General features: G+C 71.9%; 8 protein-coding genes and 1 pseudogene. 3 read left to right on the top strand and 6 right to left on the bottom strand.

All coding sequences use genetic code 11. The features are described 5' to 3' along the window. Nucleotides 1–10,262 (bottom strand): annotated as a pseudogene (locus tag ACFYR3_RS24160) (type I polyketide synthase); the annotation flags it as partial. Between the two features lie 283 nt (nucleotides 10,263–10,545). Here ACFYR3_RS24160 and ACFYR3_RS24155 point away from each other — a divergent pair. Next, complete coding sequence (locus ACFYR3_RS24155; RefSeq protein WP_389284697.1) at nucleotides 10,546–11,664, top strand: nucleotide disphospho-sugar-binding domain-containing protein; 1,119 nt, start codon at nucleotides 10,546–10,548, stop codon at nucleotides 11,662–11,664. Between the two features lie 147 nt (nucleotides 11,665–11,811). On the opposite strand, the gene ACFYR3_RS24150 is transcribed toward ACFYR3_RS24155, so the two are convergent. Genes ACFYR3_RS24150 through ACFYR3_RS24140 form a run of 3 tightly spaced genes read right to left on the bottom strand, consistent with a single transcriptional unit; the run spans nucleotide 11,812 to nucleotide 14,475 of the window. Beyond that, nucleotides 11,812–13,365, bottom strand: a complete 1,554-nt coding sequence (locus ACFYR3_RS24150) for a PH domain-containing protein (RefSeq protein WP_355854278.1) — start codon at nucleotides 13,363–13,365, stop codon at nucleotides 11,812–11,814. After that, a complete protein-coding gene (locus ACFYR3_RS24145; protein WP_355854275.1) occupies nucleotides 13,362–13,862 on the bottom strand; it encodes a PH domain-containing protein in 501 nt (166 codons plus the stop codon). The genes ACFYR3_RS24150 and ACFYR3_RS24145 overlap by 4 nt, the downstream gene beginning before the upstream one ends. A 58-nt stretch (nucleotides 13,863–13,920) precedes the next feature. Beyond that, the gene (locus tag ACFYR3_RS24140) at nucleotides 13,921–14,475 is read right to left on the bottom strand and encodes a hypothetical protein (protein WP_355854272.1); all 555 of its coding nucleotides are present in this window, start codon (nucleotides 14,473–14,475) and stop codon (nucleotides 13,921–13,923) included. 256 nt (nucleotides 14,476–14,731) lie between these two features. Here ACFYR3_RS24140 and ACFYR3_RS24135 point away from each other — a divergent pair, with 256 nt between their 5' ends. Further along, nucleotides 14,732–16,006, top strand: coding sequence for a sensor histidine kinase (locus tag ACFYR3_RS24135; protein WP_355854269.1), 1,275 nt, complete (start codon nucleotides 14,732–14,734; stop codon nucleotides 16,004–16,006). Further along, nucleotides 15,996–16,631 (top strand): response regulator transcription factor, encoded by a 636-nt coding sequence (locus ACFYR3_RS24130; RefSeq protein WP_355854266.1) that lies wholly within the window; start codon nucleotides 15,996–15,998, stop codon nucleotides 16,629–16,631. The genes ACFYR3_RS24135 and ACFYR3_RS24130 overlap by 11 nt, the downstream gene beginning before the upstream one ends. Before the next feature lie 102 nt (nucleotides 16,632–16,733). Here the strand turns inward: ACFYR3_RS24130 and ACFYR3_RS24125 are convergent, their stop codons facing one another. Further along, entirely contained in the window at nucleotides 16,734–19,592 is a 2,859-nt protein-coding gene (locus ACFYR3_RS24125) for an AAA family ATPase (protein ID WP_355854263.1), read from the bottom strand. A gap of 296 nt (nucleotides 19,593–19,888) precedes the next feature. Then, the gene (locus tag ACFYR3_RS24120) at nucleotides 19,889–20,644 is read right to left on the bottom strand and encodes an alpha/beta fold hydrolase (protein WP_355854296.1); all 756 of its coding nucleotides are present in this window, start codon (nucleotides 20,642–20,644) and stop codon (nucleotides 19,889–19,891) included. Nucleotides 20,645–21,112: the final 468 nt, after the last annotated feature.

Raw genomic sequence — 21,112 nt, 5'->3', positions numbered from 1 at the left:
TCCAATAGGAAGGAGGCGCGTTCATCGGCCGACATATCGGCCAGCCGGACGGCCAGCGGAGAACCGCCCTCCACCACCGATCGCTGCTCCGCCCGGCGACGGGCGGGAACCCGCACCAGATCACGCAGCAACGCCGCCGTGGCACCGGTGGACACCGCCTGGGCGCGCAACACCCCAACGTCCAACCGCATCGGCAACAGCACCGGCGCGTCCACCGCCATCGCCGTGTCGAACAGCGCCAGACCCTCCGACCCGGACAGCGCACCCACCCCGTCACGGGCCATGCGCCGCAGATCGACCTCGTCGAGCCGCTCCGCCATACCGCCCTCCTGCGGAGCCCACAGACCCCAAGCAAGCGCGGACGCCGGCAACCCCTCGGCACGACGCCTCTCGGCAAGCACCTCCAAAAACGCATTCGCCGCCGCGTAACTGCCCTGACCCGCCGCACCGAAAGCGGCAGCCGCACCCGAGAACAGCACGAACGCGGACAGATCCAGATGCCGCGTCAACTCATGCAAATGCCAAGCCGCATCGACCTTCGGCCGCAACACCCCGGCAACCCGCTCCGGCGTGAGCGAGGCCAGCACACCGTCATCCAGGACACCAGCCGTGTGCACCACCGCGGTGAGCGGCCACTCAGCAGGCACCGAACCCAACACGGCGGCAAGCGCATCACGGTCAGCCACATCGCAGGCGACCAGCTCCGCCTCGGCACCCAACTCGCCCAACTCGGCAAGCAGTTCCGAAGCACCAGCGGCATCCACACCACGACGGCTCAGCAGCAGCAGCCTGCGCGCACCATGCTCGACAACCAGGTGACGGGCGAAAAGCCGGCCGAGCATACCCGTCGCACCCGTCACCAGCACGGTCCCGGGAGTCTCACCCAGCAGCCCCGACACCTCGTCCACACGCTCACCCGCCAGAACACGGGCCAGCCTCGGAACACTCACCACCCCACCTCGAACAGCGAGTTCAGGCTCACCGGCGGTCAGGGCAGCAGGAAGTACGGACAGCGACTCGACCCGATCATCCAGATCGACCATCACCAACTGACCCGGATTCTCGGACTGTGCCGAACGCAACAAACCACGCACCGCACCACCGACGGGGTCGGATGCCACAGCGTCGCTGGTCAGCCACACCAGCCGTACTCCGGTGAGGAGTTCGTCGGCGAACCACGCCTGGAGAATGGCCAGCGCGTCCGTCACCGCCGCATGCACAGCGGCCGGCACGTCGGAGTCGTCCGACACCACCGGGGAGACGAACACGGCGTCAGGCAGCGGCTCACCGTCCCCGACCGCGGCGGAGAGCGCGGCGACATCCGGGTACTCGGTCACCCGAGCCCCGCAAGCCGCCAGCCCCTGCACATCATGACCCAGAACAGCCCAACGCTGCCCCTCAGCCTCCGCCACACCCGCGGTACCCGCCGCGTCCGCGGCAACCGCCGCACCCGGCGCAATCGGCACCCACTCCACCCGGAACAACGAATCCAGATGACCACCGTCAGCCGCCGCCCGGACCTGTTCAGCGGTCGCGGCACGCAGCGTGAGCGCGTCGACCGTGGCGACCGGGCGACCGGCCTCGTCCGCCACCAGCAGCGCGAAGGTGTGCGGGTCTCCGAGGGCGTGCGGGGTGAGCCGCATGCGCAGCCCGGTGGCGCCCGCCGCGTGCAGCGTGACGCCCGACCAGGCAAACGGCAGCAGGGCGCCGGCGGAAGTGTCCTTGGACTCGCCGTACCCGATGGCGTGCAGACCGGCGTCCAGCAGCGCGGGATGCACCCCGAACCGAGCCGCCTCACGCCGCCCGGCCTCAGGCAGCACGACCTCGGTGAACAGTTCGCCGCCACGCCGCCATGCAGCCGTCAAGCCCTGGAACAGCGGACCGTACGCAAGTCCCTCGGCGGCCAACTCCGCGTACAGGTCCCGCACGTCCACCGGAACGGCACCGGCCGGGGGCCAGACGGCGAACTCGGCGAAATCCGGGGTCTCAGTGCCGGCGGCGGCGAGCAGCGCACCGGAGGCGTGCCGGGTCCACGGCTCCTCCGTGAGCGCGTCCTGCCGACGCGAGTACACACTGAACGGACGCCGACCCGCGCCATCAGGGGCCTCCACGACAAGCTGGAGCTGCACGCCACCACGCTCGGGCAGCACCAGCGGAGCCTCCAGCATCAACTCCTCGACCGTGCCGCACCCCACCTGATCACCCGCCCGCACCGCCAGATCCACAAACGCGGTGCCCGGCAGCAACGCGCTGCCGTGGATCATGTGATCGCCGATCCAGGGGTGCGAGTCCAGGGCCAGTCGGCCGGTCAGGAGCACACCCTCGGAGTCGGCGAGCGCGACGGCCGCGCCGAGCAGCGGGTGTCCGGCCGCGCCGAGCCCGATCGCGGCCGGGTCCCCGGCCGCGAGCCCGACCCCGCTGGGCCAGTAGCGCGTGCGCTGGAAGGCGTACGTCGGAAGGTCGACCCGGCGCGCGCCCGTGCCGGCGAAGTACGCGGCCCAGTCGACGACCACGCCGTGGGCATGGGCCCGAGCGAGGGCGGTGGTAAGAGTGTCCGCCTCCTCACGACCGGCGCGGAGGACGGGAACGAAGACGGCGTCGGCGTTGCCGTCGGACACGCAGTCCTGGCCCATGGCGGAGAGCACCCCGTCCGGACCCAACTCGACAAACATGGTGACGCCGGCCGCTTCCAGGGCGCGGATGCCGTCGGCGAAGCGGACCGCCTCACGGACATGACGCACCCAGAACTCCGGCCGCGTCAACTGCTCCGAAGCGAGAGCACCGCTCACATTCGAGATCACCGATATCTTCGGCAGCTCGTACGTCAGGGACTCCGCAACCTCGCGGAAGGCGTCGAGCATGCCGTCCATGTGCGGCGAGTGGAACGCATGACTGACCGTCAGCCGCTTGGACTTGCGACCGCTGAACGATCCCGCAATCCTTTCCGCCTCATCCGCATCACCCGCGATCACCACGGACTGCGGACCGTTGACCGCGGCGATGCTCACGCGCTCCGACAGCAGCGGCGTGACCTCGTCCTCCGTCGCCTGGAGGGCGATCATCACGCCACCCTCCGGCAGCGCCTGCATCAGCCGACCACGAGCGGCCACCAGCCGGCACGCGTCCTCCAGCGAGAACACCCCCGCCACATGAGCAGCCGCGATCTCACCGATCGAGTGCCCGGAAACAAACTCCGGCCGCACACCCCATGACTCCACGAGCCGGAACAACGCCACCTCAACCGCGAACAGAGCCGGCTGCGCGAACTCCGTACGGTTCAACAGTTCGGCGTCCGCACCGAACACCACCTCCCGCAGAGGGAGTTCCAGCTCCGTGTCCAGATGCGCGCACACCGCGTCGAAGGCATCGGCGAACACCGGGTACCCGGCGTACAACTCACGCCCCATACCCAGCCGCTGACTCCCCTGCCCCGTGAACAGGAAGGCGAGCCCGCCCTCACCGACGGTGTCCTGGACCAGGCCGGGAGCCTGCTCCCCGGCGGCCAGCGCGCGCAGCCCCGCCACGAGCCCGTCGAGGTCCGAGGAGCCGGCCACGAGTACGGCCCGCGCCTCCAGCGCCGCGCGCCCGGCCGTCAGGGAATGGGCAACATCGCCTGGACGCGAGGCCGGGTCCTGCGCCAACCGGTCCGCCAAGCGACCGGCCTGGGCGCGCAGCCCCGCCGGGGTACGGGCGGCCAGCACGAACGGCAGCACCGGCGGGAGCCCGCTCACGGCAGCATTACCGGCCCCGGCCCCGGTCTCGGCCCCGGTCTCGATCTCCGTGCCGGTCTCGATCTCCGTGCCGGTCCCGGCCAGCTCACCGGACGCGGCGGAGAGCGCCCCCGCCCGCGCCTCCGTGGCCGTTCCCGGCGCCTGCTCCAGGATCGTGTGCGCGTTCGTGCCGCTCAGGCCGAAGGAGGAGACGCCGGCACGGCGCGGGCGCCCGGTCTCCGGCCAGGCCACGGCCTCGGTCAGCAGGGAGATGTCCCCGGCGGACCAGTCGACGTGCGGGGTGGGCTCGTCCACGTGCAGGGTGCGCGGCAGCATGCCATGGCGCATGGCCAGCACCATCTTGATGATGCCCGCGACACCGGCGGCGGCCTGGGTGTGCCCGATGTTGGACTTGACGGAGCCGAGGTGCAGCGGGTGGCCCTCGGGCCGGTCCTGGCCGTACGTCGCCAGCAGGGCCTGGGCCTCGATCGGGTCACCCAGCCGCGTACCTGTGCCGTGCGCCTCGACCGCGTCCACATCCGTCGCCGAGAGACCGGCGCTCGCCAACGCCTGGCGGATGACGCGCTGTTGGGAGGGGCCGTTGGGGGCGGTCAGCCCGTTGGAGGCGCCGTCCTGGTTGATGGCGGAGCCGCGCACGAGGGCGAGGACCTGGTGGCCCTTGGCCCGGGCGTCGGAGAGGCGCTCGACGAGCAGCATGCCGACGCCCTCTCCCCAGCCGGTGCCGTCGGCGGCCGCCGCGAAGGCCTTGATGCGACCGTCCTCGGCCAGCCCGCGCTGGCGGCTGAAGTCCACGAAGGCGTCCGGCGTGGACATCACGGTGACGCCGCCGGCGAGCGCCATGTCGCACTCGCCGTTGCGCAGCGCCTGGACGGCGAGGTGCAGCGCGACCAGGGCGGAGGAGCAGGCGGTGTCGACGGTGACGGCCGGGCCCTCCAGACCGAAGACGTACGAGAGCCGGCCGGAGACGACGCTGGCGGCGTTGCCGGTGCCGACGTGGCCCTCCAGGCCTTCGGCCTCACGGGCGACGAGCGACAGGTAGTCCTGACCGTTGGTGCCGACGAAGACACCGGCCCGGCTGCCGCGCAGCGAGGTCGGGTCGATGCCCGCGCGCTCGAAGACCTCCCAGGAGGTCTCCAGCAGCAGCCGCTGCTGCGGGTCCATGGCGAGGGCCTCGCGCGGGGAGATGCCGAAGAGGTCGGCGTCGAACTCGGGCGCGTCGTAAAGGAATCCACCCCGGCCGGTGTACGAAGTGCCGGGCCGGTCGGAGTCGGCGCCGAGGAGCCCGGTCAAGTCCCAACCGCGATCGGTCGGGAAGTCGGCGACGGCGTCGGTGCCGTCGCCGAGCAGTCCCCACAGTTCCTCGGGGGTGGTGACGCCACCGGGGAAACGGCAGCCCATCGCGACGATGGCGATCGGGTCGTCGTCGACCGCCGTCGTGACGGTCGCGGCGCCCTCCGACTCCTGCGGCGTAGCGCCGAGTTCGTCGAGCAGGTACGCGGTCAGGGCGGCCGAGGTCGGGTAGTCGTAGACGAGCGTGGCGGGCAGGCGCACGCCGGTGGCGGCACCGAGCCGGTTGCGCAGCTCGACGGCGGTGAGCGAGTCGAAGCCGAGCTCCTTGAAGGCGCGTTCGGCCGAGACGGCCTCCGTGCCACCGTGTCCGAGTACCGCGGCCACATGCGTACGGACCAGAGCGAGCAGTGCCTTCTCCTGCTCGGCCCGGGTCAGTCCGGCGAGCGGGCCCAGGGTGGCGGCGACGTCCGCGCCGGTGACCACCGAGCCGCGGCCGGAGGCGGCCGGGGTGTCCTGTGTGTTCGCGGCGAAGTCGCTGATCAGCGGGTTGACCCGGATCCCGGCCAGGACGGCCGGGAGCCGCTCCCAGTCGATGTCCGCGACGGTGACCGCGACGTCGGCCGTGCCCACGGCGTGTGCCAGGGCGGCCAGGGCGGTGGCGGGCGCCATCGGGGGCATGCCCTCGCGCCGCATCCGGGCCTCCAGGGCGCCGTCGGCGGCCATGCCGCCGTCGGCCCACGGACCCCAGGCCAGCGAGGTCGCCGCCAGGCCGTCGGTGCGGCGCTGCTCGGCCAGGGCATCCAAGTAGGCGTTGGCGGCGGCGTAGTTGGCCTGACCCGCCGCACCGAGCGTGCCGGTGACCGAAGAAAAGAGGACGAACGCGGAGAGCTCGATGCCCAGTTCGACGGTCAGCTCGTGCAGGTTGCGGGCAGAGTCCGCCTTGGCCCGCAGCACCGACGCGAACCGCTCGGCGGTCAGGGAGTCCAGCACCCCGTCGTCCAGGACACCGGCCGTGTGCACGACGGCCGTCAGACCCTCCGCCTCGCCCGCCAGCAGCTCCCGCAACGCGTCCCGGTCCGCGGCGTCGCACGCCACCACGGACACATCCACACCCAAGTCGACCAGCTCAGCGACCAGTTCGGCCGCACCCGGAGCCTCCATACCCCGACGACTGGTCAACACCAGCCGCGAGACACCCGCACCCGCCAGCCAACGAGCCACCCGGCCACCCAGCGCACCCGTACCACCAGTGACCAGCACCGTCCCCGACGGAGCCCACGCCACCACACCCTCACCCTGCGGGGCCCGGACCAGACGACGCCCGAAAACACCCGAGCCCCGCACCGCGACCTGATCCTCGTCGAGCCCGGACTCCCTGCCGGCCAGCACGCCGACGAACCGCGCCCCGACCCGCTCGTCCAACTCGGCAGGGATGTCGACCAGACCACCCCAACGGTCCGGGTCCTCCAGCGCCACCACCCGGCCCAGGCCCCACACCTCGGCAGCAACCGGGTCGACCAGCCGATCGGACCGGCCCACCGAAACCGCACCCCGCGTCACCGCCCACAACGGAGCCGTGACACCGGCATCACCCAACGCCTGCACCAGAACGGCGGTGTCCACCACACCCAGCAACGAGACGACACCGGCCAATTCACCGGTATCCGCGATCAGTCCAGCGACCACCGCACGATCCGCGCCCGCCGACACCGAGATCGAACGCACCTGCACGCCCGCACCCGACAACGCGGCCACCACATCAGCATCACCCGCACCCTCCGCGGCCGACACCACCAACCACGCACCACTCAGCCCGCCGACGGCAATGCCGGCACCAGCACCGGAAGGGACACCCGTCAGAGGTTTCCAAGTGATGCGATAGCGCCAGGAGTCGACGGCCGACTGGAGTTTGCGGCGGCGGCGCCAGGCCGACAGGGCGGGGACGAGCTCGCCGAGGGACTGCTCGTCGGCCGGGTTCAGGGCGAGGGCGGCGGTGAGACCGGCGACGTCCTCGTTCTCGACGGCGTCCCAGAAGTCGTGGTCGGCCGGGTCGGAGCCGGCGGCGGCGAGGGTCCGGGCCACCGGACCGGTCGCGTCCATCCAGTAGCGCTGCCGCTGGAAGGCGTACGTGGGCAGGTCGACGCGGCGGGCGCCGGTGCCGGCGAAGAGGGCGGACCAGTCCGTCTCGGCACCCCGGACATGGGCGCGGGCGACGGCGGTCAGCAGGCCCTCGGCCTCGGGGCGCCCTGCGCGCAGGGCGGGTGCGAAGGCGCTGCCCTCGGGGTCGACGCATTCCTGGGCGAGGGCGGTGAGGACCGGGTCGGGGCCGAGTTCCAGGAAGGTGCGGGCACCGCCCTTGTGGAGGGCGCGCACCCCGTCGAGGAAGCGGACGGCCTCTCGGACGTGGCGGACCCAGTGTTCGGGGTCGGTCAGCTCGGCGCCGGCGACGGCGCCGGTGAGGAGGGAGACGACGGGCAGGGTGGGGCGCGCGTAGTCGACGACCTGGGCGATCCGCCGGAACTCGGCGAGCATGCCGTCCATGTGGGGCGAGTGGAAGGCGTGACTGACCGTGAGCCGCTTGGATTTGCGATCGGGGAACGATCCCGCGAGTGTCTCGGCCTCGTCCGCGTCACCGGCGATGACGACCGACTGCGGCCCGTTGACGGCCGCGATCCCGATGCCCTCGGTCAGCAGCGGGGCGACCTCGTCCTCCGTCGCCTGGAGCGCGATCATCGCCCCGCCCTCGGGCAGTGCCTGCATCAGCCGGCCGCGTGCCGCGACGAGCGTGCAGGCGTCCTCCAGCGAGAACACCCCGGCCACGTGCGCCGCCGCGATCTCACCGATCGAGTGGCCGGCCACGACGTCGGGGCGCACGCCCCACGACTCCAGCAGGCGGAACAGCGCAACCTCGACGGCGAACAGCGCGGGCTGGGTGTACGCGGTGCGGTCGAGCAGGGCGGCCTCGGGGGTACCGGCCTCGGCGAACAGCACGTCCAGCAGGGGCACGTCGAGTCGCTCGTCCAGGTACCAGCAGGCGTCGTCCAGGGCGTCGGCGAACACCGGGTAGGTGTCGTACAACTCCCTTCCCATTCCCAGACGTTGGCTGCCCTGGCCGGTGAAGAGGAAGGCGAGTCGGCCGGTGGCGGGCAGGTCCTGGACGAGGCCGGTGGCCTCGGCGCCGGTGGCGAGGGCGTGCAGTCCGGCGAGCAGTCGCTCGCGGTCCTCACCGAGAACGACGGCGCGTCGCTCGAAGCGGCCCCGGGTGGTGACGAGGGAGTGGCCGATGTCGGCGGCGCCCGCCTCCGGGTCGGCGGCGAGCCGGGCGGCGAGGGTGCGGGCCTGGCCGCGCAGCGCTTCGGAGGTCTTGGCGGACAGCACCCAGGCCAGCGGTCCGGCCTGCTCCCCGTCGGCGATATCAGCGCCCGGACCGGCCTGCTCCCCGTCAGTGATTCCGGCGTCCGGACCGGCCTGCTCCCCGTCGGCGGTATCGGCGTCGGAACCGGTCGGCTCCCCGTCGGCGATTTCGGCGTCCGGACCGGCCTGCTCGTCGGCACGGGCCCCGGTACGGTCCTCGGCGGCCGGCTCCTCGATGACGGCGTGCGCGTTGGTGCCGCTCATGCCGAAGGAGGAGACGGCGGCCCGGCGCGGCCGGCCGGTCTCCGGCCAGGGCACGTCCTCGGTGAGCAGGCTGACGGCGCCGGCGCTCCAGTCGACGTGCGAGGTGGGCGCGTCGACGTGCAGGGTGCGGGGCAGCACGCCGTGGCGCATCGCCATGACCATCTTGATGATGCCGGCGACACCGGCGGCCGACTGGGTGTGGCCGATGTTCGACTTCAGGGAGCCGAGGTAGAGGGGCAGCTCGTCGGTGTGCTCGCGGCCGTACGTGGCGAGCAGGGCCTGGGCCTCGATCGGGTCGCCGAGCCTGGTGCCGGTGCCGTGGGCCTCGACGACGTCCACCTCGGCGGCCGCGAGGCCGGCGTTGGCGAGGGCCTGGCGGATGACGCGCTGCTGGGCGGCGCCGCTGGGGGCGGTCAGGCCGTTGGAGGCGCCGTCCTGGTTCAGCGCGGTGCCGCGCACGACGGCGAGGACCTGGTGACCGTTGCGGCGGGCGTCGGAGAGGCGCTCCACGAGCAGCATGCCGACGCCCTCGCCCCAGCCCGTGCCGTCGGCTGCGTCGGCGAACGGCTTGCAGCGCCCGTCGGCGGCGAGGCCGCGCTGCCGGCTGAAGGAGACGAAGGAGCCGGGGCTCGCCATGACCGCGACGCCGCCCGCGAGGGCGAGGGAGCACTCTCCCGTGCGCAGCGCCTGCGCGGCGAGGTGGAGGGCGGCCAGCGAGGAGGAGCAGGCGGTGTCGACGGTGACGGTGGGGCCCTCGAAGCCGAAGGTGTAGGCGATGCGGCCGGAGGCGACGCTGGCGGCGTTGCCGGTGACGAGGTAGCCCTCGAACCCGTCGGTGGCGTCGAGGAGTCGGGGGCCGTACTCCTGGGTCTCGGCGCCGACGAAGACGCCGACCTGGCCGCCGCGCAGTGCGGCGGGGTCGACGCCGACGCGTTCGAAGGCCTCCCAGGACGTCTCCAGCAGCAGCCGCTGCTGGGGGTCCATGGCGAGGGCCTCGCGCGGGTTGATGCCGAAGAAGTCGGCGTCGAACTCGTCGGCGTCGTGCAGGAAGCCGCCCTCGCGGGCGTAGCTGGTGCCGGGGTTGTCCGGGTCGGGGTCGTAGAGCGCGTCGAGGTCCCAGCCGCGGCCGGTCGGGAAGGGGGTGATGGCGTCGGTGCCGGCGGCGACGAGGTCCCACAGTGCCTCGGGCGAGTGGACGCCGCCGGGGAAGCGGCAGCCGATGCCGACGATGGCGATGGGTTCGTCGCTGCTCGTCGCGGCGGCCACGGGCGCGATGTCCTCGGTGAGGCCCAGGAGTCGGGCGCGCAGGTGGCGGGCGAGGTGGGCGGGGGTGGGGTGGTCGAAGGCGAGGGTGACCGGCAGGCGCAGACCGGTGCCGGCGACGAGCCGGGAGTGCAGGTCGACGGCGGCCAGGGAGTCGAACCCGAGGTCCATGAAGGACCGCTCGGGGTCGAGCGCGTCGGGGGCCTGGTCCTTGAGGGCGGCGGAGGCCATGGCGGCGACCCACTCCAGCAGGAGGGCGTGCTGCTCGTCGGGGGTCAGACCGGCCAGGCGCTGCGCCCAGGGGGTGTCCTCGGGACTTTCCGCCGGCGTCGCGCCGGTTTCGGAGGTGCCGTTGATTTCGAGCGTGAAATCTTGGGACTCATTCCGCATGACGCGCTCCATTACCCCCGAATAAAAAATGCAAGACCGGGGTCACTCTGACATGCGGAAGAAGGTCGAGAAACCCCTAACAAGCCCCTATCGACCCCTATCACGGGCCGCTGAGCAGCGCCTTGACTCAGAATGCGCGACTGTATCAGGATGCGCCGAGAAGGCTGGTAATTGCAAGGCGGATGGCAATTCAATTCCGTCGCCGAATCACCAGACGGCACATACTTCGTCCATGCGGGAGGAGCCCGTTTTCATGCGCGTACTGTTCGTCACGTATCCGGCCCTTGGCCATGTCTTTCCGACTGTTCCGCTGGCCTGGGCGCTGCGCTCGGCCGGGCACGAGGTGCTGGTGGCCAGCGCGGGCGACGCGCTGAAGGCCGCCGACGCCGGTCTGCATGTCGCCGACGTCCACCCCGGGTTCGAGCTGGAGAGTTTCCTGCAGTCCACGGTCGCGGACCTGATGGCCCGGTTGCGCGGCCCGGACGGGGTGGACCCGATGGACGGGCTGCGCCTGTTCCAGCACCTCAACGAGTCGCTGGCGGACGGGATCGTCGACGTCGCGGACCGGTTCAGGCCGGACCTGGTGGTCTTCGAGCAGATCTTCGTCGCGGGTCTGATAGCCGCCGAGCGGCTGGGTGTTCCGGCGGTGCAGCACAACTTCGGGTTCGCGCGCGGCACCGAGCTGCGCGAACTGACCGTGTCGATGCTGGGCGAGACGATGGCCCGGCACGGGGTGGCGAAGGTGGCCGAGCGGGTGCCGGTCATCGACATCGCGCCGCCGAGCATGGCGGCGCCGGAGCGGGACGGCTGGTCGATGCGTCCGGTGCCGTACAACAGCGGTGCGGTGCTGCCGGACTGGCTGCTGGACGAGCCGGGGCGGCGCCGGATCGGGGTGACGCTGGGCACCGCTTCGGTGCACGTCAACGGGCTGGGTCCGGTACAGCGGCTGGTGGCCGCCGCCGCCGGGGTGGACGCGGAGTTCGTGCTGGCCCTCGGTGACGTGGACACCACCGGTCTTGGTGAACTCCCGGACAACGTAAGGGTGGTGGGCTGGGTTCCGCTGACGCAGCTGCTTCGGACCTGTGACGCGGCCGTCCACCACGGCGGCGCCGGCACCACGCTGGCGGCGCTGAACGCGGGCGTCCCGCAACTGGTGCTGCCCGACGGCGCGGACCGGCAGATCAACGCCGAGTCGGTACGCGACCGGGGCGCGGGTCTGCTGGGCACGGCCGCCGACCTGGAGGTGGAGGTGCTGCGCCGGCTGCTGTCGGACGAGAAGATGGCGACGGTGGCGCGCGAGGTGCGCGAGGAGATCGCCACCATGCCGTCGCCGGTGTCGCTGGTGCCGCGCCTGGAGGAGTTGGCCGGCTGAACGGCCGTACGTCGCAGGGGCCGTACCCGATGTTCTCGGGTACGGCCCCTGCGATGTACCGGGGAACCGGGGGCGAGGTGGAGGGGCGGCCCGGGGGAGGTCGCCGCCCCTCCACCTCTCGGGGGTTCGCCAGTTGGTCGGGTGGGGTCAGCCGCGCGGCCCGTGTTCGATGAACGGGGCGAGCAGCCCGGGCACGGTGTCCTCGGCGAGGGAGAGACCGTCCCGTACGCGGATGTCGCGGACCTTGTAGGAGCCGTGGCCCGCGGAGGTGGTGGCGCCGATGGTGAGCAGTCCGTTGCGGCGCTGGAAGTAGGAGCGGGTGATGTTCCAGCCGATGATGCCGTCCCGCTCCAGGGCGGCGGTGCGGCGGGTGAAGGTGCCGGCGCGGACGACCAGGTAGTGGTCGTGCAGCGCGTGGCCGAGCGCCTGATGGGCGTCCCTGGCCAGCAGGTACACCACTGGCAGCCCGATCACGGCGGTGATCCAGGCGGTGTGCACCAGGACCTGGGTGAGCCACAGGCCCAGGCCCAGCGGGACGGCGACGATCAGCGCGAGCACGATCAGGCCGCGGTTGAGGCGGCGTCGCAGCGCCACCCGGGGGTGCGGCACGAGCCGGGCCGCCTCGTTGGGCGAGCGCTCCTCGGCGAGGACGTCGGCGGCGACGCGCAGCGCCTCGGCGCGCGGCACCGGCGGGGTGAGGATGCTCCGGCTGCGGTTCTCGTCGCTGTCGCCGAGGCCGCCGGCGATGGCATTGAGGCGGGCGCCGCCGGCCCAGCGCAGCAGCATCGGCTCGGCGAGTTCCACGCCGCGCAGCCGGCGCTCCTCCATGGTGACGGAGCGGGAGACGAGCAGACCGCGGCGGACCCGCAGGACGTCGTCCTGCTCGCGCTCCAGGCGGAAGTTGGCCCAGGTCTCGACGAAGGTGGCGAAGGAGACGGCGATACCGGCCAGCAGGATGACTACGACGGTGACAAGGATGCCGAACCACAGCGGCACGGTGCCGAAGCGGTGCTCGATGTCCTTGACGACGCCGAGCTCCAGTGGGTCGATCTTCATCTCGTGCAGGATGCGGTAGGCGGTGCCGACGCCGATGAAGACGCTGCCGACGCCCCATACGGTCAGCGGCGCGTAGCGCAGCCAGGCCCAGTCCATCTCGATGAGGGGGCGGTTCTCGTCGGTACCGGTGCCGCTGCCGGTGCCGCGGCGGTCCAGCAGCAGCCGGCGCAGTTCCTCGGCCTGTTGGACGGTGATGCCGTCGAGGGAGAGCCGGCGTGCGGAGGACGAGGTCTGCTCGCCTGTGCCGATGCGCAGCGTGGTGAGGCCGAAGAGCCGGTGCACCGGTTTCGCGTCGCGGTCGATGCTGCGGATGCGGTCGTTGGGGACCGAGCGGTGGCTGCGGAAGAACAGTCCGGAGCGCAGTTCCACGCGGTCGGCGGTGATCCGGTAGCGGGTGGTGATCAGGCGCATCGTGCTGATCCCGGTGATCACCAGGAAGGTGGTCAGCAGGGAGCCGAGCGAGATCAGCGCCTGGAGGTTGGCACCGGTCAGGACGAGGGTGGCGACGAAGAGGGCGAGCGGTCCGGCCAGCATGCTGAGGTTGACCAGCAGCAGCCGGGGGCTGAGCCGTCCCCACTCGGCCTCGTCGTCGCCGGCGGCCCGGTGCGCGGCCCTGTCGGCCCGCTGCTCGGTGTAGTGGCTCATGTCGCGTCTCCGGGCGTGGCCTGGGTGGTCCGCGTCAGGTGCTCGACGACCTCCTGGGCGGTGCGGTGGTCGATGCCCTTGATCTTCACGGCGCCGGAGGAGGAGGCGGTCGTGACGGTGATGCCGGACAGGCCGAACATCTGCTGGATCGGGCCGCGCAGGGTGTCCACGGTCTGCACCCGGGAGAGGGGGACGACCCGCCAGCGCTGCCACAGCCAGCCGGAGGCGGCGTACACGGCCTCGTCGGTGGTCTCCCAGCGGTGCACCCGGTAGCGCCACAGCGGCATGACCAGCATGTAGGCGAGTCCGGGTACCAGCGAGATCAGGGTCGCCCAGCCGAAGAACGGCCTGGCGGGCGGGATGCTGAGGTAGAGGATGCCGAAGGTGAGCGGCAGAGGGAGGGCGAACACCGCCGCCTGGAGTGTCCACCAGCCGATCGCGCGGCTCTCCACCCGGTTGTGCGGGGGCCGGAGCCTGACATCATCCAAGCGTTCCACTGCTGTTCACCCTTTTACTGGGACGGGGAGTCGTGATCGGTCGGCATGTGACGTGGCATCAGCGAGCCGCGGAACTTTCCTGCCTGCCCGCGGTGTCGGCCACCGGCGCCGCGCTGTCGCGCAGTCGGCGGCGCTTGCCGACCAGGACCGCGGTGCGGGTGAGGACCATGGCCAGGGCCATGAAGACGAAGGCGTTCGAGTAGACGTCCTGGCCGCTCAGCTTGTAGTCGATGCTGAACTTGATGATGCCCTGGGCGAACCAGTGTTCGGAGCCGTAGGCGAACAGCACGCGGGAGGCGGACAGCAGCGTCCAGACGATCGCGTAGGCGATGCCGCCCTTGGTGTAGATCTCGCCGTCGGCGCCCGAGTGGGCTGGGAGCAGCGCCGCGGCGACCAGGCCGCAGATGACGCCCGTACCGATGCCGGCGAGCTGGAGCGAGGGGTCGTTGCCGTCGATGGGCAGGGAGTGGACGAAGAGCGCGATCACGATCGCGACCGCGAGGATCGAGCGCAGCAGCCGCATGTTGGTGATCTTGCGGGTGCCGAGGTCGGTCGCGAGGATGATGGTCAGGATGGTCCCGCTGGCGATCAGGGCGGTCATGAACGGGCTCATGGGACGGAGCCTCCTCCTTCGGTGCGTGGGTGCTCTTGAGCCTGCGTCGTGGCCGCTCGGCGGCAGTCCGTGGCTCTCACCTGCAACGCTATGGTTCGGGAGGGGGGTGCACGGACAACCGTCCGGTTGAATCGGCTGTCCACCGACCGGTGGACACCGGTGGACGGCGGAGGATGGGACCCGCGCCGTGGGCCGCACTCGTGCCCTCGCCCATCAGGCTGATAGGACTGGTCCGGTGAGCACTGAAAATCGGGCGGTGGCAGAGACCCCGGACCATGCGCCCGAGGCGGGAACCCGGTGGTTCGGCCTGTGGGACGCCTTCTTCGCGGTGTCGTACGCCGTGACCACCGTACTGCTGTTCACCTCCGCCGGTGAGCAGGTCCATCGGGCCGTGGCGATGGCCGCGTTGACCCTGGCGGTCCCCTGGTACGCGGCGATGGGGCGGGACGCGATGCTGCGGCAGGTCGGGGAGGACCACGGACGGCGCAGCGTCGTTTTCTCGGTGGGCCTGTTCCTGCTGTTCTCGGTGGCCGTCGTCTTCGATCTGGCGTCGTCCTTCGCGCTGTTCGCCGTGGTGCCGATGCTGATGATGAGCCTGTCGACCTCCCCGGCGATCGCCGTGGTGACGCTGGCCAACCTGATGCCGGTGATCGTGGTGTGGCTGCGCGGTGGCACCCTGGACCGGGACATCGCGGCCGTGCTGCCGACCTCGCTGCTGGGCATCGCGTTGTCGGTGATGCTGGGGTTGTGGATCACCCGGGTGACCCGGCAGAGCCGGGAGCGCGGGACACTGATCGATGAACTGCGGCGCAACCGCGAGCGGGTGGCGCGGCTGTCGCGGGAGGCAGGCGTCGCGGCCGAGCGCGAGCGGCTGGCCCGCGAGATCCACGACACTCTCGCCCAGGGTCTGACCAGCATCATCAGCCTCGTACAGGCGGCCGAGACCGGCTTCGCCACCGACCCGGAGGTGGCCCGCTCGCACCTGGGGCTGGCCGGCCAGGTGGCCCGCGAATCCCTGGCGGAGGCACGGGAGTTCGTCACCGCGTTGACCCCGCCGGTACTCAAGGAGTCCTCGCTGGTGCAGGCCGCTCGCCGGCAGGCCGAGGGGCTTGTCGCACAGACCGGGATGCGCGCCGAGGTGGTCGTGAACGGCAACGAGCGCGAACTGCCCATGGCGGTCAGCGTGGTGCTGCTGCGCTCGCTGCAGGAGGCGGTGGCCAACATCCGCAAGCACGCCCCCAAGGCCCGGTCCGCCGAGGTGCGACTGCTGTACGGGACGGACACGGTACGGCTGTATGTACGCGACGACGGGCCGGGGTTCGAACCCGGCGAGCGGACGTCGGGCGAGAAGGGCGGGTTCGGGCTGCCCGGCATGCGCACCCGTGCCCAGGAGATCGGTGGGGACTCCACCGTGGACAGCGCCCCGGGCAGGGGCACGACCGTCGAGGTGACGGTCCCGGTGCCCCTGGAGGACACACGGGCGGCCCGGACCGAGGACGTCGAGGAAGCAGGGGAAGCCGATGAGCTCTGACGGGACGATCGGCGTGCTGCTGGTCGACGACCATCCGATGGTCCGCGAGGGCCTGAGCTCGATGTTGCGCTCCGCCGAGGGCATCGCCGTGGTGGGGCAGGCCGGTTCGGGCGAGGAGGCGGTGGTCATGGTCACCGCCTCACCGCCCGACATCGTGCTGCTGGACCTGCAGATGGGCGGCATGGACGGGGTGGAGGCCACCGGCCGCATTCTGCGTGTCGCCCCCGCCACCAAGGTCGTGATCGTCACGACGTACGAGACGGACACCGACATCCTGCGCGCGGTGGAGGCGGGCGCGGCGGGCTATCTCCTCAAGGGCAGTTCGCGCGACGATCTGGTGCAGGCGGTGAAGGCGGCGGCGCGCGGCGAGACGGTGCTGACACCGTCGCTGGCGCCCAAGCTGTTCCGCGCCCGGCTGCCGGAGCCGCCCCCGCTGCTGTCGGATCGCGAGCGCGAGGTGCTCCAACTGGTCAGCCAGGGGCTGACGAACGCCGACATCGGCAAGCGGCTGTTCATCGGCGAGGCGACGGTGAAGACGCACCTGCTGCGCTCCTTCAAGAAGCTGGGGGTCTCCGACCGGACGTCGGCGGTGATCACCGCGCTGGAGCGCGGGTTGCTGCCCTGAGGGCACCCGCCCCCACGGGAGAAGGGCCCGGCAACGGCCTCCCCGGATCGCCCCGCCGCGCGGCGGCGGGGCGAAGTGCGGCCAGGCGGACCGCCCGTACGCTCAGGCGACGCCCGGCAGGCACACGTCCGAGAGGCGGTCGGGCAGGTCCCGACGACGCTTCACCTTCAACTTGCGGTATATCCGCGTCAGATGCTGCTCGACCGTGGAGATGGTCACGTACAGCTTGGTGGCGATCTCGCGGTTGGTGTGGCCCCGGGCGGCCAGCAGGGCCACGCGTGCCTCGGCCTCGGAGAGGACCTCGACCTCCTTGGGCTGCTCCGCCTCGCCGCTTGCCGGCCCGGCGGGCACCGGGACCTCGCCGTCGCCGTGGCCCGGCATGTACTGCCGGCACAGCGGCTCGGCTCCGCAGGACTTGGCGACGTGCCAGGCCTTGCGCACCAGCATCCGGGCCCGGTTGAAGTCGCCGAGCGCACGGTATCCACCGCCCAACTCGCCCAGCGCGAGAGCGAGATGGAGCCTGCTGCCGCCCTCCTCCAGGGTCTCGACCGCTTCGGTCAGGCGCTTGAGCCGGGCGGAGAGGTCGGTCCCGGTACGGGCCGCGGCAAGGAGGAGCAGCCCGCGGGTGCGGCTGCCCTCGGTGCCGGTCTCGCGGCGCCGCTGCTGCTCCGTGTACTCCTTGGCGCGGGCCGGCTTGCCCAGCGCGAGCCAGGCCTCGGCGGCGTCCAGCCGCCACGGCACGAGTTCGGCCGCGTCCACCTGCCAGGACTGCATCAGCTCGCCGCAGTTGAGGAAGTCGCGCAGGGCGGCGTGGTAGCGACCGGTGGCGAGGTGGCTGCGGCCCCGGGCGCGCAGGTAGTGCAGGCCCAGCAGAGTGTCGAACATGGCCTCGGGAACGGGCTGTTCGAGCAGGGTCCGGGCGTCCTCGTGGTTGCCCATGTGGGTCTCCGCCTCGACGAGGGTCGCCAGCGGCAGGGCGACGCCGACGCCCCAACTCTGCGGGGAGATCAGCGACATGGCGTGCCGGGCCTGGGCGGCGGCGCCCGGCAGGTCGCCCTGGCGCAGTGAGATCTCGGCGCGCACCGCGCTGAGCGCGGCCTCCCAGGTGGGGGCGTTGCGGGCGGAGCACTCCCCCAGCAGCCGCTCGCACCAGGCAAGGGCGAGGTCGGGGCGGCCCGCGTAGACGAGGGCCAGCAGCGCGAAGACGAGAGGCTGGAGGGTGCGGTCGCCGAGCGGGTAGCGCTGGAGCACCCGGGTGGTCTCGGCGACGGTCGCCTCGGCGTGCTGGGTGCCGCGCAGCGCGGTGCGCATGGCGTCGGCGGCCTGGACGTGGGCGTTGTCCGGCATGTCGTACGGGGTCGCGTCGGCGGCGCGCGCGCCCAACAGCGTTGTCTGGGCGACCTGTTCGGTGTCGGTGTCGCCGAGCGGGGGGCTGATCATGGAGAGCCAGGCGCGGGCGGCGGCGAGGGTGCCCGGGTCGTACACCGGACGACGTCCGGCGGCCACGGCCTCTCCGCCGGAGGTCTGCAGGTGTCGCACGGCCTCGCCGGCGCGTCGCGCCTCGCCCATCCACACGAGGCAGGAGACGGTCTGGACGAGGTCGCGGTCGGTGAGCAGTCCGTCGGCCAGTTCGCGCGCGAGCCGCCGCAGATGGCTTTCGGCCGCCGCCGGGCTGCTGCGCCAGACGATGCTCACCAGCCGGGAATTCAGGGCCGCGTGGCGAGGGCCCTCGGGGCAGGAGGAGACAGCCAACTCGCCGCATTGGAGGGCCAGTTGGTGCTCGTCACCGACGAGGGCGTACTCGGCGGCCTCCTGCAGCACGGGGATCGCCCACTCCTCGGCGGTGCGACGGGCGGCGAGCAGGTGGCGGGCCACGTCGAGGGCGGCGGCGCCCTCCTGGTGCAGCAGCCGGGCGGCGCGCTGGTGCAGGGCCGACAGGGCGGCGGGCGGCAGGGCTTCGAGCACCGCGTCGCGCGCTGCCGGGTCCCGGAAGGCGGCGCCGCGCACCAGCCCGCACCCGCCCAGGTCCCGCAGCGCCTGTTCGGTGGCCTTCACATGCAGGTCGGCGACCTGGCTGAGCAGGCGCGCGGATCCGGAGTCGCCGAGGACGGCGACGGCGCGGGCGACGGCGAGGAGTTCGGGGTCGCCTCGGTACAGGCAGTCCATGACGGCCCGCTCGAAGGTCTCGGCGGGGGCCAGTCGCTGGAAGGGCTCGCTGGTCTCCCGCGCCCGCAGCCCGTCCTCGATGAGCGCTCCGACCAGCAGCGGGTTGCCGCCCGTGGTCTCCTGGCACTGGGCGGCCAGCCGCTGGGCGGCGGCGGGCGAGAAGTGCTCGGCCAGTACCCGGGCGCTGCCCTCGGCGGTGAGCAGCGGCAGTCGCAGGCTGGTGCAGTTGGGCTGGCGCTGGAGCTCCGCGTGGAAGGCGAGTTGGGCGGGCCGCAGCCTGACGGCGGCGGTCAGCACGATGAGGACCCCGGCCTGGCGCACCCGGCGGGCGAGGCAGAGCAGGAAGGCGAGGGAGACGTCGTCGCCGTGGTGCACATCGTCGACGGCTATGACCACGGTGCGGTCCCGGGCTATCTGCAGCAGCGCGGTGGACAGGTGCGGCAGTACGGCCATGCCGGCGTCCATGGCGCTGTCGCCGTCGGCGGTCCCGGAGAGGACCTGGTCCAGCAGGGAGAGTGCGTAGGCGTGGACGTCGGGCGCGTGAGGGGCGGCGGCGTCGAGGATCCGGCGCAGGATGCCGAACGGCAGATAGCGTTCGGCGCGGGATCCGGCAGCCTCCAGGACCAGCGCGCCGGCGGTGATGGCTTCCTGGGTGAAGCCTTCCAGCAGACTTGTCTTTCCGCCGGCGACCACGCCGCTGATGACGGCGACGCACCCGCGCCCTCTGCCGGCACTGCCGAGCAATTCCCTCAATGTCTCCAGTTGCCTGTCCCGCTCGACGAGCCTAGCCGCCACTGGCGTTCCTTCCCCCGATACGCATGACTTTCCTGAGGACCGCGCGACCGGCACGGCGGACGCCTGGTCAGGGCGCCACATCGAGCGGCCGGTGCGCGAAGGGGGCGTGCGGGCAGCGCGCGAGGCGCGCTGCCCGGGTCAACTCGACGACCCACCCCGTGCGATCGTCGCCGTTCGGCCAGGGGCCGGGCGACGCGCTGGGCCCCGGCGCCAGTGCGTCTTCTGGCGGGGGCCGGGCCGGGGTGGTCGCCCCGGCCGTTACCGATATTGTACGTGCTCGAAATTCTGTCCGATTTTCAACGGACGGTGGCGAGTTCCTCGGAGACAATCTTCAGGATCTGTTCCTGATGGTTCGCCAAGAAGAAGTGGCCGCCCGGGAAACGATGGATATCGAACGCGCCGGACGTGTGTGCCGCCCAGGCTTCCGCTTCCTCCGAACTGGTGCGGGGATCGGCGTCCCCCGTCAGTACGGTGATGGGTGCGCGGACCGAGTCCTCGGCCGATGCGCGATAGTTCTCGATCGCGGTGTAGTCGGTGCGGATCGCGGGCAGCACCATGCGGAGGATTTCCTCGTTGCCGAGGATCCTCCCGTCGGTTCCGCTGAGTTCGCGCATTTCCCGGACAATGCCGTCGTCGTCGCGCAGGTGCACGGTCTCGTGCCGGTGACTGGCGGGCGAGCGGCGGCCGGAGGCGAAGATCCGCACCGGGCCGACCCCGTGGTCACGCTCCAGCCTGCGGGTCACCTCGAAGGCCAGCACGGCGCCCATGCTGTGCCCGAAGAGGGCCAGCGGCCGGTCGGCCCAGGGACGGATCTGGCTGGCCAGCGCGTCGGCGTAGGCGCCGATGTCGGTGATGCCGGGCTCTTCGCGGCGGTCCTGGCGACCCGGGTACTGCACGCAGAGCACGTCCACGGCGGGCGCCAAGGCCTGGGACATCGGGAAATAGAAAGAGGCCGACCCGCCCGCGTGCGGCAGGCAGACCAGCTGGATCGGGCTTTCGTCCGAAGCATGGTAACGGCGAACCCAACGACTGGTGTTTTGCTTTTCAATCAACGGATTGAAACCCCCTGTTCTGGCCCCAGATGCAGCGCGCTCGTTTGCCTCGAACCCTTGTTCCGCCTTCGTACGCGCTGCGGGCAAGGTCATGTCTAGCAGAGCCGACAAAGCCGGGAGTACCCCTACTCACCCCTTTGGCTCGAAGCACCTGTTCCACCATTCTGACCAGGTGTTCGCCCGCTCGAACCACCCCCACAACCCGCCCGGACAGGCGCGCTTCGCCCCGTACACCCCTACGACCACCGCCCGACAACAAACACCGCGACCGGTTCAACCGGAGCCGGTTTCTTTGCCCATGCTTTAAGGGCGTTGAGGGAACCCTCAACAAAGTGCCGCACTCCGGAGGCGAGTTCCTCGCCGCGTGCCCGCGTGCCCGCCGTCGGGGGCCGGGGGCACACGCACAACCACCGGGGCCGGTGGCGAGGGGGCGGCCGGCGCGGGCCGAACCCCCCGGCCTCGGCCGCG

This window comes from Streptomyces sp. NPDC005784 (assembly GCF_042871525.1).
GTDB lineage: Bacteria > Actinomycetota > Actinomycetes > Streptomycetales > Streptomycetaceae > Streptomyces.
This window is presented reverse-complemented; position numbering and strand designations above follow the sequence as displayed.

Coding starts and splice junctions, on each gene's coding strand:
- ACFYR3_RS24150 (WP_355854278.1), bottom strand. CDS start 13,365: ATGAGCCACTACACCGAGCAGCGGGCCGACAGGGCCGCGCACCGGGCC.
- ACFYR3_RS24155 (WP_389284697.1), top strand. CDS start 10,546: ATGCGCGTACTGTTCGTCACGTATCCGGCCCTTGGCCATGTCTTTCCG.
- ACFYR3_RS24140 (WP_355854272.1), bottom strand. CDS start 14,475: ATGAGCCCGTTCATGACCGCCCTGATCGCCAGCGGGACCATCCTGACC.
- ACFYR3_RS24130 (WP_355854266.1), top strand. CDS start 15,996: ATGAGCTCTGACGGGACGATCGGCGTGCTGCTGGTCGACGACCATCCG.